The organism is Streptomyces sp. NPDC085927 (assembly GCF_044540975.1).
Lineage (GTDB): Bacteria > Actinomycetota > Actinomycetes > Streptomycetales > Streptomycetaceae > Streptomyces > Streptomyces hirsutus.
Window position 1 is genome coordinate 111,171 of record NZ_JBITSN010000005.1, and the last position, 12,582, is coordinate 123,752.

Genomic DNA, 12,582 nt, shown 5'->3' on the forward strand with positions numbered 1-12,582 from the left:
GTTCCCTGCTCCGCGCGTCACGGTGCTCCCCGCTGTCCGAAGGACGTGGGCGGTGTCTCCGGCACCGGGCCCCGCCCCCTCCGATCCGGCCCGCCCCGGACGAAGGACCTGAGGAGAGGAGAGAAGCCATCAGTATCCGTGTGCTGGTCGCGGACGATCAGACGATCGTCCGCGCGGGATTCGTGGCGATCCTGACGGCCGAGACCGACATGACCGTGGTCGGCGAGGCCGCGGAGGGAGACGCGGCAGTGGCGATGGCGGCCGGGCTCGCACCCGACCTGGTATTGATGGACATCCGCATGCCCGGTATGGACGGGCTGACGGCCACCCGGCTGATCACGCGTCACAGCAGTCGCACCAGAGTCCTGGTGCTGACCACGTTCGACCTCGACGCCTACGTCTACGAAGCCCTGCGCGCCGGAGCCTCCGGCTACCTGCTCAAGGACGCTGAGCCGGAGGCCCTGCTGGCCGCGATGCGGGGCGTCGCCGCCGGTGACGGCGCCCTCGCGCCCGCGGTCACCGGACGTCTGATAGCCGCCTTCGCCCAGGGCGCCCCGGTCTCTCCGGAGACCACCGGAGCCCTGAGCAGCCTCACCCGGCGCGAACGGGAGATTCTGACGCTGGTCGCCACGGGCTTGAGCAACGCGGAGATCGGAGAGCGACTGGGGCTCGCCCTCGGCACGGTGAAGGTCCATGTCAGCGCGGTGCTGAACAAACTGGGTCTGCGGGATCGCGTTCAGGCGACCATCTTCGCCTATGAAAGCGGACTCATCCGCCCCTCGGGGATGTCGACTGCCTGACCGCTCCTCACATCCAGACTCCTGAGCAGCTCACGCATGGCGGCCAGCGTCGCTCGCGTGGCGGCGGCGACGGCGTCCAGACTGCCTGTCTCCGCCGCGGAGATCACCCGTGTGGTCTGCTGGAGCACCGTCTCCTGCAGACCGGCGGCGACTCGCTGCCGCTCGCTGTGGACCGCGTTTTCCGTGCTCCACACCAGGGCCGTGAGCGTCGCGTCCTCGCGGCCCAGTTCCCGCCGGCGGCGCATGTGCATCAGCCACCCCGCCAGCCAAGCGGCCGTGAACAGCGGGCCGAGGTACATCACTGCCGTGATGAGTGAGAACCCCAGTTCAAAAGCATTGACCGGTTCTCCGCCCAGCATCCCGTCGCCGGCGAAGGCACCCACTGTCGAGACCCCGAACGAGAGGGTCATGGCGGGAACCGGCAGATACGAGAGCCGGTTGCCGTGCGGATGCGTCATGTGCGGGGCCGAGGGCCGGACGTACCGGCCGGCAGGCGCGGTTGCAGGTATCAGAACACGGCCGTACGCCGCGACGCCGTAGACGGCGGCCACTTCGACGAGCCCGCCGCCCACGAGGGAGTCCGCGGCGGACCCCGGCAGCACACCGCTCCCCAGGAGCACCGTCCCTCCGAAGGCGGTGGCCCCGACCGCGGCGAGGGCCAGCCAAGGGGCCCGGCGGCGCCACAGCAGCGGCAGCGCGTGAACGGTCAACAGCAGCGCGAGCGACAGGGAGAGCGCGACTCCGTGGCCGTGCTCCACCGCGGTGTTCAGGGCGTAGCTCAACGACGTCAAGGTGATCGAGCCGAAGACCGCCACATCCGCGATCCGCTGCTCTCGCGTGTAGTTGCGCCGACGTCCTGTGGCCGGCTGCCGTGCGGACCGGGTGTCGGGCAGTACCGCGTGCACGCGCCAGCCCCCGTCGGGGCGGGGCCCCGCGGACAGCTGCCCGCCGATGGCGGTGGCGCGCCGGCGCATCCCCTCCACACCGCGACCCGATCCGATCCCCAGCCGGTGACTGCCGGTGCCGCTGGGCGGCTTGCCGTTGTCGATGGTCAGGTCCAGGGAGTCCTCGGACCGTTCCGCCCGAATACCGATCGAGGCACCCGGTGCGTAGCGCAGGGCGTTGGTCAGAGCCTCCCGGATGATGCCGTGGACCGCCTCCGCCGCAGGGCCGACGAGATCGGCGGGCAGGGAAACGGAGATGGGGCGCCCCAGTCTGCCGAATCCCGCGATCAGGGCCTCGATCGCGGGAGTCACCGACTGCGGGGCCGGTACGTCGTCCACCCGCATGACCGCCACGAGACGCCGTAGCGCGGACTGGGTCTCGTGTGCGGTGCGGCTGGCGAACGTGAGGGCTTCCGCTGCCAGTTCGGGTCTGGTGTCCCCGAGCCTGCGGGCGGCTTCGACGGACACCACGACGGAGGTGAGGTGGTGCGCGCTGATGTCGTGCAACTCGTTCGCCAGCCGGTCCCGTTCGGTGCCGGCGGCCTGTCCCCGCTCCTGCTCGGCACGGGTCAGCCGCTGTTTCGTCACCTGCCGTTCCCGCAGCCAGTGCCGACGGCCGGCACCGAGAGCGGAGACCACCAGGTACATGCTGACGGCGGTGAGCCACTCGTGGAGGAAAGCGCTGCCGAATCCGTTCTCCACCGCGATCGGCAGGAGTTGCACGACGGCGGTGACAGCGGTCGCGCCCAGGCTCACGGTCCAGTCGCTCAGCGTGGTGACGGAGAAGAGCGCCATCAGGACGGCCAGCCCCGACACCAGAGCCACGGTGTCGGGCGGTGTCAGAAGCTGCACCAGCACGGACACCACGAGGATGCCGCCGAGGGCGTGGAGCGGTGCCCGGGTTCGCCGTTCGAGCGCGACCGTGGTGAACGCCGTGGCGGACAGGGCGACGATCCACTCCGTGACGCCCGGAGGCTTCTCCAGTGTGGGTACGGTGAAGCACCACAGGACCAACTGCGTCACGGCGAACAGGCCCGGCAGGAGCCGGCCTCGAATCGTGCCCATTGGCGCAAGTGTACGACCGGGTGCGGAGCCGTACGTCGCCGGAAACCCGTACCTCACGCGTGCGAGACCTTGCAGTCCCGGCGGGTGAGAGCGTCCGGTCGTCCGGCCGGACTTCCTTGTGGAACAGCTCTGGTGACGTCCCGACAGAGGGCCGGTGCCGGAGGGGGTTGCACGTCGCGCCGGGACTCTAGGTCCTGCGGCCTAGGCGGCGTTCCTTCCGGTGGCCGACGTCCCGGCGGGGCCGGGCCGGAAGGATTGAGGCATGGAACGAACCGATGTCATCGTCGTCTTGGCCGCCGTTCTGATCTTCGTGGTCACGGCCAAGCCGCTGAGGAAGGTGCCCGCCTGGCACATCGGCGTCCTGGCCTTCCTCCTCTACCCCGTGGACAGGGTAGTGCTCTCGGCATTGGAATCGGCCGGGATCGTCAACAGCCCATGGTCCACGTATCCCCTCATGCTCAGCATGACCTTTGTGATCGCCGTACTCACCGCGCCGGCCGTCCGGGGATACAAGGCCCGCCGGGACAGGCGCGCCGGCCGTCAGCACCACGACCAGCACCACGACCAGGACGTCGACGCGTGAGCGTCCGTCCCTCCCACCGGCAACGACCTCAGATCGGCAGAAGCATGTCCCACCACCGTTCGTCCCGGGCCGCCGTCGGCCTGGCCTCCCTCGCCGTACTGGCGGCAGCCACCCTCACGGCCTGCGACCCCGGCGCCGACGCCGACGCGGACGGAGCCGCCGCGATACCCGCGGTCCCCGCCGCTCTCAGTGAGCAGAAACTGGACTGGGCCGCATGCCCCGCTCCGTCCGCGGCCCAGGGCACCGGCGACAAGCCCGAGGACCTGCCGGACGGAACGAAATGGCAGTGCGCCGCCATGAAGGCGCCCCTGGACTACGCGAAGCCCGACGGCAGGACCATCGATATCGCCCTCATCCGGGCGAAGGCCGCAGCCGACTCCGGTGATGAGCGGCTCGGATCCCTCGTCTTCAACTTCGGTGGCCCCGGAGGTGCCGGGGTGCCGACGCTTCCCGACTTCGCGGGCGAGGACTACCTGGAACTGCACAAGCGCTACGACCTGGTCAGCTTCGACCCGCGGGGGGTCGGAGAGAGCGCAGGTGTGAAGTGCCTGGACGGCAAGGCCACGGACGCCTTGATGGCTCAGGACGCGACGCCGGACGACGCCGCGGAGGAGAAGGCCCTCATCGTCGGAGGGAAAGCGTACGCCCAAGCCTGCGAAAGCGGCTCGGGCGCGGTCCTGGAGCACGTCGGCACGCAGGACGCCGCACGCGATCTCGACCTGATGCGCCAGGTGCTCGGCGACGAGAAGCTGAACTACTTCGGTATCTCCTACGGAACGCAGCTCGGCGGCGTCTACGCGCACCTGTTCCCGAAGAACGTCGGACGGACCGTCTTCGACGCCGTGGTCGATCCCACCTCGGACACCGTGGCAGCCAGCCTCGGTCAGACAAAGGGATTCGAGGGCGCGCTGCAGAACTTCCTCGAGGACTGCGTGAAGCAGGACGAGTGCTTCTTCGAGGGGGAGGACCCCGCTCAGGGGGAGAAGCAGATCGCCGAACTGCTCAGGAGCCTGGACGCGAAACCCATGCCTCCGAAGAAGGGCACATACAACAAGCGGCCCATGACCCAGGGCCAAGCGACCACGGGCATCATCGCCGCCCTCTACAGCAAGGAGAACTGGCCGATGCTCAGCGGCCTGCTGGAGGATGCCGAGAAGGGGGAGAGCACCGGGCTGATGTGGCTCTCCGACCTGTACTCCGGGCGCAACGAGGACGGCACGTACTCCAACAGCAATCCCGCCCAAACGGCGGTGACCTGCGCCGACAACAAGGATCGCTTCACCGTCGAGGACGTGCGCCAGTGGCTTCCCGAGTTCCGCAAGGCGTCTCCGGTGTTCGGCGACACGATCGCCTGGATGCTGCTCGCGTGCACCGACTGGCCCGTGGACGGCCACGCGTCCACCGTGGACGTGAAGGCCGACGGCGCGGGCCCCGTGCTCGTCATCGGCAACACCGGCGACCCGGCCACCCCCTACGAGGGAGCCAAGAAGATGGCGGACGCGCTGGGCGAGGGAGTCGGTGTCCACCTCACCGTCGATGACGAAGGACACGGCACCTACGGCGTCAACAAGTGCCTGACCAAGATCGTCGACAAGTACCTGCTCGAGGGGACGGTCCCGGAGAACGACACCGTCTGCTCGTGAACCGGGCGGTTCCCGCCTCCCGGCGAAGCGTACGGGGCCGGCTCCGGTGAGGGGGCCGGCCCCGTGCCGCGGTGGCCGTGACCGCTGAACCGGCGTCCCGGCGGACGCCGGTTCAGCGCAGGAGCAGTTGGACGATGGCGAACGTGCCGACGACGACGACGAAGGTCCGCAGGACGGGCGGGGGAAGCCGGCGCCCCACCTTCGCGCCGACCTGGCCGCCGATCGCCGAGCCCACGGCGATGAGCAGGACGGCGGTCCAGTCGAAGTCGGCGACGAACAGGAAGAACAGGGCCGCGATGCTGTTCACGATGGCGGACAGGACGTTCTTGACGGCGTTCAGCCGCTGGAGGGTGTCCTCGAGCAGCATGCCCATCAGGGAGAGGTAGATGATCCCCTGGGCCGCCGTGAAGTAGCCGCCGTAGACGCTGGCGAGCAGGAGTCCGCCGAAGAGGACGGGCCCGCCGTCGGTTCTGGTGACCGTGCCCGTGCGGGCCCGGCGACGCTGGACCCGGGCGGAGATACGCGGCTGGAGCACGACGAGGACCAGCGCGAGCGCGACGAGCACGGGGACGATCGTCTCGAAGGCGGTCGCGGGGAGCGCGAGCAGCAGCATTGCTCCGGCGAGTCCGCCGATCGTCGCGGCCACACCGAGCCGCAGGACCAGACGGCGCTGGCCCTTGAGTTCCGCCCGGTAGCCTATGGCGCCGCTGACCGATCCCGGGATCAGCCCGAGGGCGTTGGACACGGTGGCGGTCACCGGGGGCAGCCCGGTGGCGAGCAGAACGGGAAACGTGATCAGCGTGCCCGAGCCGACGATGGTGTTGATGGTGCCGGCGCCGATTCCGGCGGCGAAGACCGCCAGTGCCTCCCAGATGGACAAGGCCATCTCCTTCGGTTCGGTGAGTCGCCTCCCCGCCGTGAAGGTCGAGGGGCCACCACCGATCATGCAGGAAGGGCGTGCGTCCAGGGCGGCCGGGGCCTCACCCGGTTACCCCGGCCGGCCACCCGGACACCGGGTCAGAGGGTGGCCGCGTGGTCGGGGACGTAGGTCTGCAGGTCGCGGGGCGGACGCTGGTAGCCGGTGGACGGCGGGCGCTCCGGCAGTTCGATGACCGGCGGCTCCACCTCCGGGTAGGGCACCGTGCCCAGCAGATGGGCGATCATGTTCAGCCGCGCGCGGCGCTTGTCGTCGCTCTCCACGACGTACCACGGCGCCTCGGGGATGTCGGTGTGCACCAGCATCGAGTCCTTGGCCCGGGAGTACGCCTCCCAGCGGGTGATCGACTCGAGGTCCATCGGCGACAGCTTCCAGCGGCGCAGCGGATCCTCCCGTCGCTTGCGGAACCGTGCCTCCTGCTCGGTGTCGCTCACCGAGAACCAGTACTTGCGCAGCAGGATCCCGTCCTCCACCAGCATCCGCTCGAAGATCGGGCACTGGTGCAGGAAACGCTGGTACTCCTCCTTCGTGCAGAACCCCATGACCCGCTCCACGCCGGCGCGGTTGTACCAGGACCGGTCGAACAGCACGATCTCACCGGCGGCCGGCAGATGCTCGACGTACCGCTGGAAGTACCACTGGGTGCGCTGGCGCTCGGTCGGCTTGGGCAGGGCCGCGATCCGTGCCACGCGCGGGTTGAGGTGCTCGGTGACCCGCTTGATGGTGCCGCCCTTGCCCGCGGCGTCCCGGCCCTCGAAGACGACGACCAGCCGGGCCCCCTCCGTCCGCACCCACTCCTGGAGCTTCACCAGCTCCGTCTGCAGACGCAGCAGCTCGCTCTCGTACGCCGCACGGGGCAGCTTCGCCGCCTTCTTGCCGGCCATGTCGCCGCCTCCACCGCCCGGTGACCCGCGCCGTCCTCGGGCGGGTCACTCCGTTCAAGGTCACACACCAGGACGCCACCGTACTGACCGGCGGGGATCCGCGCATCCGGCCCGGTGACGTTCCGGGCGGGCCCGAGGGCTACAGCCATGTGCTCCAGTACGGCCAGAAGCGGGTGAGGACGAGCACGGCGAGCAGGGCGTACCAGGCGCCGAGCAGCATCCCGTCGGGTCCACCGCCGCACTCCACGACGACTTCCGCGGAGTCCCCGGGGTGTTCCGCTGGACCCTGGACGCCTGGGACGCCGCCCGCGCCCTCGGCATGAAGGTGCAGATCAACACCACTGTCGCCCGGCACAACCTGCACGACCTCCCCGACGTCGTCCGCCTCGTCGCCGACCACGGCGCGATGCTGTGGAGCGCCTTCCTCCTGGTGCCCACCGGCCGCGGCCGGGCCCTGGGCGCCCTGACGCCCGGCGAGGTCGAGGACGTCCTCAACTTCGTGTACGACATAGGCCTGACCGTGCCCGCCAAGACCACCGAGGCCCACCACTTCCGCCGCGTCGCCCTCCAGCGCCGGATCCTCGAACAGCGCGGGGACGACCCCGCCCCGGTGCTCGGGCTCGGCCCCCGGATGGTGGTCCCTGGTGCGGTTCGCCCATGTCGCCGGCGCCGCCCTGTGGGCCGGCGGGCAGCTGGCCCTGTCCCTGGTGATCCTGCCGCTGGCCCGGCGGCTGCTCGACGAGGAGGCCAAGGACCGCTTCACCGCCGCGGCCGGCCGCCGGTTCGGAATGCTGACCGGGGCACTCTTCCTGCCCGTACAGCTGGGCACCGGGTGGGCCATGGCCTGGCACAAGGGCGTCACCTGGGCGTCCCTGGCCGAGCCCGGGTACGGCCGTACCCTCGCGGCCAAACTCGCCCTGTTCGCCGTCGTGATGCTCGCCGCGGCGGGACACGGGACCGCCCACTCCAGGGGCCGTACGGAGCTCGCCCGTGCCCTGGCGGTCGTCGCGCTGGCCGGCTCCCTCGGCGTCGTCCTGCTCGCCACGGCCCTGCCGGCCACCTGACGGTCCCGAACGGGACCACTGACGGCCCGGCCGAGACCACCGACAGTCCCGGCCGAGACCACTGACGGCCCCGAACGGGCCACATGGCCCGCGGCGTGGGGCCGGTCAACCCTCCTTCCGGAACGGTTTCGCGGCGCAGGGTTGACACAGCAGAGAGAACTTGGCCGAGGTGCCGTTGCGAAGGAGCCGTGATTGCCGTGATGCAGACCCGCGAACTCGACGCCACAGCCGTGCATGCCCTGCTGGCCGCGGCAGTGGCGGCCCCGTCGATCCACAACACACAGCCCTGGCGGTTCGGCCTGGACCCGGACAGCGGGACGGTCCAGGTCAGGGCCGACCGCCGGCGGCGGCTGCCGATGGCGGACCCCCTGCGGCGTGCCCAGCACATGTCGGTCGGTGCGGCCGTCTTCAACCTCCGGGTGGCCGCGGAACACCTGGGCTGGGCTCCCGTCGTCCGGCTGTACCCCGCCGCGGACGACCCGGACCTGCTGGCCACGGTGCAACTGTCCTGCCCCAGCGTGGACCGGCAGTTGTCCCTGAGCGACCTGTACGACGCGGTCGAGCGCCGCCACACCAGCCGGATGCCGTTCACCGGCCGCCCGGTGCCGGACCCGGTCGTGACCGAGATGATCGCCGCGGCCCGCGCCGAGGGGGCCCACCTGGACGTCCCCGACATCATGGGCACCCGGCGCCTGCTGCACCTGACGGAGGCCGCAGAGACCCGCAACGCCGCCGACCCGGCCAGCACCGGCGAAATGCGCACCTGGGTCACGCCTCCGGGCGAACGCGCCCCCTACGGCATTCCCCTGAACGCCCTGGGCCCGCGGGACGCGTCCGGCCGGATGCCGGTGCGGGACTTCACCGGAGTGCTGCCCGTGCCGAGGCTCCCGGCCGTACGGTTCGAACGCCATGCGCAGGTGGCCCTGTTGTGGACCTCCCACGACCGGCCGGAGGACTGGCTGAGGGCGGGACAGGCCCTGGAACGCGTCCTGCTCACGGCGACCCGGTGCGGGGTGCGCACCTCGATGCTGCACCAGGCGATGGAGTGGCCGGACCTGCGGGCGGCCATGGCGGGAACGAGACGGCGCTGCTGTCCGCAACTGCTGATCCGCTTCGGTTACGGCTCCGGTTCCGGCCCCGGCGGCGGCCGCACACCGCGCGCGTCGGCCCGTCCCGTAGCCGGCCCCGGCCTCGGTGCGGGACCGCGGCGGCCGGGTCAGGGCCGGGACCAGGGCCGGGACCAGGGGCACGACCAGGGCCGGGCCCGCTGACCGGTACGGGCAGGGCCGAACGGCCCTGCGCCGGCTCCGCGTTCACGCCGCTCGGGTCCCCCTCCCGCCACTTGCCGCCACCGGGCACCGGCGGTCACAGCCGTGGTTTCACGGACCGCGGAAGGGCACCGGTGGGGCACCGGACCAGGGACGCCGGGCGCCGGTCCGGTCGGGCCCGACCGGGCCCGACCGGGCCCGACCGGAGGGACTCTCCGCCGGACGGCAGGGACCCATGGGCCCTGGGGACACGGGGTCCCGGACTCGGACAGTGGTCCTGGGGCTCCGGCCCGCGGGCGAGGGGCCTGCGGTTTCCGCGGGGCCCCGGTGCCCAGGCACCGCTGTGAGAGGGAAGGGGCGGACAGTATGGTCCAGCCGTCGAAGTCGAAGAACGGCAGCCCGCCGTCGGGTGCCCCGGTGTCCTGGGCCGCCGTCCTGGACTCCGTCTCCGCCACCCTGCCCGCCCTCGCCGGCGACGACCGCGAAGCCGTCCTGCCGCTCGCCGCCCGGGGACCGCCCGGGGAGCAGGTCGGGCTCGACCCGTACGCGTCCCCCGTGTTCCTGCCCGACCCCGTCGTAGGAGGTCCCCGATGACCGCGCCCGCGCAGCCCGTCACCCTGGCGGCGGAGGCGGGCACCGGCGGCATCCTGCTCTGGGTCGCCCTGCCCTACGTCTGCCTCGCGGTGTTCGTCCTCGGCCACGTCCGGCGCTACCGCTACGCCAAGTTCGGCTGGGCCACCCGTTCCTCCCAGCTGTACGAGCGGCTGCTGCTGCGCATCGGCAGCCCGCTGTTCCACTTCGGCATCCTCGTCGTGCTGCTCGGCCACGTCGGCGGCCTGCTCGTCCCCAAGAGCTGGACCGAGGCCGTCGGGGTGAGCGAGCACACGTACGGCCGGGCGGTGGCACAGTACCCGGCCAAAGGAAGCCCGGTCAGTAGTCTGGACCGTCGGTCCAGTGGCTGACGACTCCCCGGAGGCAACGCGTGACGACCACCACCCCGCCGGTCACCCTCGACGACGTCCGTGCCGCCGCCGAACGGCTCGCCGGCGTCGCCCATCGCACCCCCGTGCTGCGCTCCCGCACCCTGGACGCGCTGGCCGGTGCCGAGGTCCACCTGAAGTGCGAGAACTTCCAGCGCGTGGGCGCCTTCAAGTTCCGGGGCGCCTACAACGCGGCCTCCCGGCTCACCCCCGAGCAGTTGTCCCGGGGCATCGCCGCCTACTCCTCCGGCAACCACGCCCAGGCCGTCGCCCTGGCCGCGCGGGAACTCGGCACCACCGCTGTCATCGTCATGCCCGAGGACGCTCCGCCGTCGAAGCGGGCGGCCACCGAGGCGTACGGCGCGGAGATCGTCACCTACGACCGGTACACCGGCGACCGGGTCGCCGTCGCCGAAGCCCTGGCCGCGGAGCGCGGCCTGGCGCTCATCCCGCCCTACGAGCATCCGCACGTCATCGCGGGGCAGGGCACGGCGGCCCTCGAACTCCTCGAAGAGGCCGGAGAACTGGGCGCGCTCATCGCACCGGTCGGCGGCGGCGGGCTGATCGCCGGAAGCGCCACCGCGGTCAAGGGCCTGCACCCCGGGACGCGGGTGATCGGCGTCGAACCGGAGGCGGGCGACGACACCAAGCGGTCCCTGGAGGCAGGGCAGCGGGTGAGCGTCCCGGTCCCGCGCACCATCGCCGACGGCCAGGCACTGCACACCCCGGGCGAACTGACGTTCTCCGTCAACCAGCGGCTCCTGGACGGGATCGTCCTCGTCGGCGACGACGAGATCAGGAACGCCATGCGCTTCGCCTTCGAGCGGCTGAAGATCGTCCTCGAGCCGAGCGGCGCCACTCCCTTGGCCGCGCTCCTCACCGGCCGCGCCGGCCGCCTCCCGGACAAGGTCGGACTGATCCTCTCCGGCGGCAACATCGACGCGGCACGCTTCGCCCGGCTGTGCGGCCCCGGGGACTGACGTACCCGTAGGGCCCCGCCACTCGAATGGCGTACCCGTCTTGACGGACGGACGATGGAGTGGTGGGACCGAGGCCCCCGCCGGTGCCGCGCGGACGGACGGAGACCGGCCCCGGCCACGCAGAGCGACGGCCGGAAGGGAGCAGGGACATGCTGGAGATCAAGACACTGGACAAGCCGGACGAGCGGCGGGACTTTCCCCAGGGGCACCTCGAAGCCGTCCACATGACCGGGCTCGACTTCGCCGTGGCCGTCTTCGAGCCCGGGTGGCGCTGGTCCGAGTCCGTCGGACCGATCGCCGGAACGCCGAGCTGCCGGATCCACCACAACGGTTACGTCCTCCAGGGCCGCCTGCGCATCCGCATGGACGACGGCGCCGAGAGCGAGGTCGGCCCCGGCGACGTCTTCGTCTGCACACCCGGCCACGATGCCTGGGTCGTCGGTGAGCAACAGGTCGTGGTGTACGACTTCGCGGGCGCCATGGCCCAGAGCTACGCGAAGGCCGCCGACCGGCCCTCCGACGACGGGAGCGGGCCGGACGGGGGCGAGCAGTGAGGAGGGCGGCGTGGCGAAGGTGATCGAGGGGACCGAGGCCGACCGGGCGTTGAAGGCCAAGCACCGGGTGATGTGGGCCCAGGGCGACTACCCGTCCGTGGCCGCCGAGATCATTCCGGAGCTGGGCAAGGAGCTGGTCGAGGCGGCCGGGGTGGGACCCGGGGACCGGGTGCTCGATGTGGCGGCGGGAACCGGGAACGCGGCGATTCCGGCGGCACTGGCCGGGGCCGACGTGGTCGCGGCCGATCTCGCGCCCGAACTGCTGGAGACCGGACGGCGGCTGGCGGAGGAACGGGGTGCGCGGCTGCGCTGGCAGGAGGCGGACGCCGAGGCGCTGCCCTTCGACGACGGCGCCTTCGACACCGTGCTCTCCTGCGTCGGGGTCATGTTCGCCCCGCACCACGAGGCGGCCGCCGGCGAACTGCTCCGCGTCTGCCGGCCGGGAGGCACCATCGGCCTGCTGAGCTGGACGTCCGGCGGATTCGTCGGCCGGATGCCGGCCACGATGAAGCCGTACGCCCCGCCGCCCCCGCCCGGGGCGCAGCCGCCCCCGCTGTGGGGCGACCCGGAGCACGTCCGTGCGCTGTTCGGGGACCGCGTCACCGACGAGAGTGCCGGGCAACACGCGGTCGTCGTCGAACGGTTCGCGACGCCGGAGGAGTTCCGGGACTACTTCAAGCAGCGCTACGGCCCGGTCATCAGCGTCTACAAGTCCCTCGCGGACGACCCCGGACGCGTCGCCGCCCTCGACACCGACCTGGCCGGACTCGCCCGCCGCCACGACCGGGGAACCGGAGCGGGCCACCTGGTCATGGACTGGGAATACCTGCTGTACACCGCGCACCGCTCGCCCGCCTGAACCCGGGGTGCGCGTCCGCGG

Annotated in this window: 13 protein-coding genes and 1 pseudogene; 10 read left to right on the forward strand and 4 right to left on the reverse strand. The window is 71.7% G+C overall.

The features are described 5' to 3' along the window. The first annotated feature begins 128 nt into the window (after window positions 1-128). Complete coding sequence (locus ACIF80_RS15085; protein WP_399805251.1) at window positions 129-800, forward strand: response regulator; 672 nt, start codon at window positions 129-131, stop codon at window positions 798-800. Here ACIF80_RS15085 and ACIF80_RS15090 read toward each other — a convergent pair. After that, entirely contained in the window at window positions 755-2,809 is a 2,055-nt protein-coding gene (locus ACIF80_RS15090) for a sensor histidine kinase (protein WP_399804237.1), read from the reverse strand. The genes ACIF80_RS15085 and ACIF80_RS15090 overlap by 46 nt on opposite strands. A gap of 262 nt (window positions 2,810-3,071) precedes the next feature. Between ACIF80_RS15090 and ACIF80_RS15095 the strand changes: the two genes are divergently transcribed. After that, complete coding sequence (locus ACIF80_RS15095; RefSeq protein ID WP_399804240.1) at window positions 3,072-3,392, forward strand: hypothetical protein; 321 nt, start codon at window positions 3,072-3,074, stop codon at window positions 3,390-3,392. 44 nt (window positions 3,393-3,436) lie between these two features. Further along, window positions 3,437-5,035, forward strand: coding sequence for an alpha/beta hydrolase (locus tag ACIF80_RS15100; protein WP_399804243.1), 1,599 nt, complete (start codon window positions 3,437-3,439; stop codon window positions 5,033-5,035). A gap of 112 nt (window positions 5,036-5,147) precedes the next feature. Here the strand turns inward: ACIF80_RS15100 and ACIF80_RS15105 are convergent, their stop codons facing one another. From ACIF80_RS15105 to ACIF80_RS15115, 3 genes are all read right to left on the reverse strand, one after another. Then, window positions 5,148-5,921, reverse strand: a complete 774-nt coding sequence (locus ACIF80_RS15105; protein WP_399804245.1) for a sulfite exporter TauE/SafE family protein — start codon at window positions 5,919-5,921, stop codon at window positions 5,148-5,150. Between the two features lie 131 nt (window positions 5,922-6,052). Continuing rightward, window positions 6,053-6,856 (reverse strand): polyphosphate kinase 2, encoded by an 804-nt coding sequence (gene ppk2, locus ACIF80_RS15110; protein WP_399804248.1) that lies wholly within the window; start codon window positions 6,854-6,856, stop codon window positions 6,053-6,055. A 139-nt stretch (window positions 6,857-6,995) separates the two neighbouring features. Beyond that, window positions 6,996-7,256 (reverse strand): hypothetical protein, encoded by a 261-nt coding sequence (locus ACIF80_RS15115; protein ID WP_399804251.1) that lies wholly within the window; start codon window positions 7,254-7,256, stop codon window positions 6,996-6,998. 244 nt (window positions 7,257-7,500) lie between these two features. Between ACIF80_RS15115 and ACIF80_RS15120 the strand changes: the two genes are divergently transcribed. From ACIF80_RS15120 to ACIF80_RS15150, 7 genes and pseudogenes are all read left to right on the forward strand, one after another. Continuing rightward, entirely contained in the window at window positions 7,501-7,920 is a 420-nt protein-coding gene (locus ACIF80_RS15120; RefSeq protein WP_399804254.1) for a hypothetical protein, read from the forward strand. Between the two features lie 200 nt (window positions 7,921-8,120). Further along, window positions 8,121-9,191: an Acg family FMN-binding oxidoreductase gene (locus ACIF80_RS15125; RefSeq protein WP_399805254.1), complete on the forward strand. Its 1,071-nt coding sequence runs from the start codon at window positions 8,121-8,123 to the stop codon at window positions 9,189-9,191. A gap of 363 nt (window positions 9,192-9,554) precedes the next feature. Continuing rightward, a complete protein-coding gene (locus ACIF80_RS15130; RefSeq protein WP_399804257.1) occupies window positions 9,555-9,782 on the forward strand; it encodes a hypothetical protein in 228 nt (75 codons plus the stop codon). Then, window positions 9,779-10,078: pseudogene (locus ACIF80_RS15135) on the forward strand (respiratory nitrate reductase subunit gamma); the annotation flags it as partial. The gene ACIF80_RS15130 and the pseudogene ACIF80_RS15135, both read left to right, overlap by 4 nt. Before the next feature lie 92 nt (window positions 10,079-10,170). After that, on the forward strand, window positions 10,171-11,148 hold the full coding sequence (locus ACIF80_RS15140) for a threonine/serine dehydratase (protein WP_399804260.1): 978 nt from the start codon (window positions 10,171-10,173) through the stop codon (window positions 11,146-11,148). A gap of 149 nt (window positions 11,149-11,297) precedes the next feature. Then, window positions 11,298-11,702, forward strand: coding sequence for a cupin domain-containing protein (locus tag ACIF80_RS15145; RefSeq protein WP_399804262.1), 405 nt, complete (start codon window positions 11,298-11,300; stop codon window positions 11,700-11,702). A gap of 10 nt (window positions 11,703-11,712) precedes the next feature. After that, window positions 11,713-12,561, forward strand: coding sequence for a class I SAM-dependent methyltransferase (locus ACIF80_RS15150; protein WP_399804265.1), 849 nt, complete (start codon window positions 11,713-11,715; stop codon window positions 12,559-12,561). Window positions 12,562-12,582: the final 21 nt, after the last annotated feature.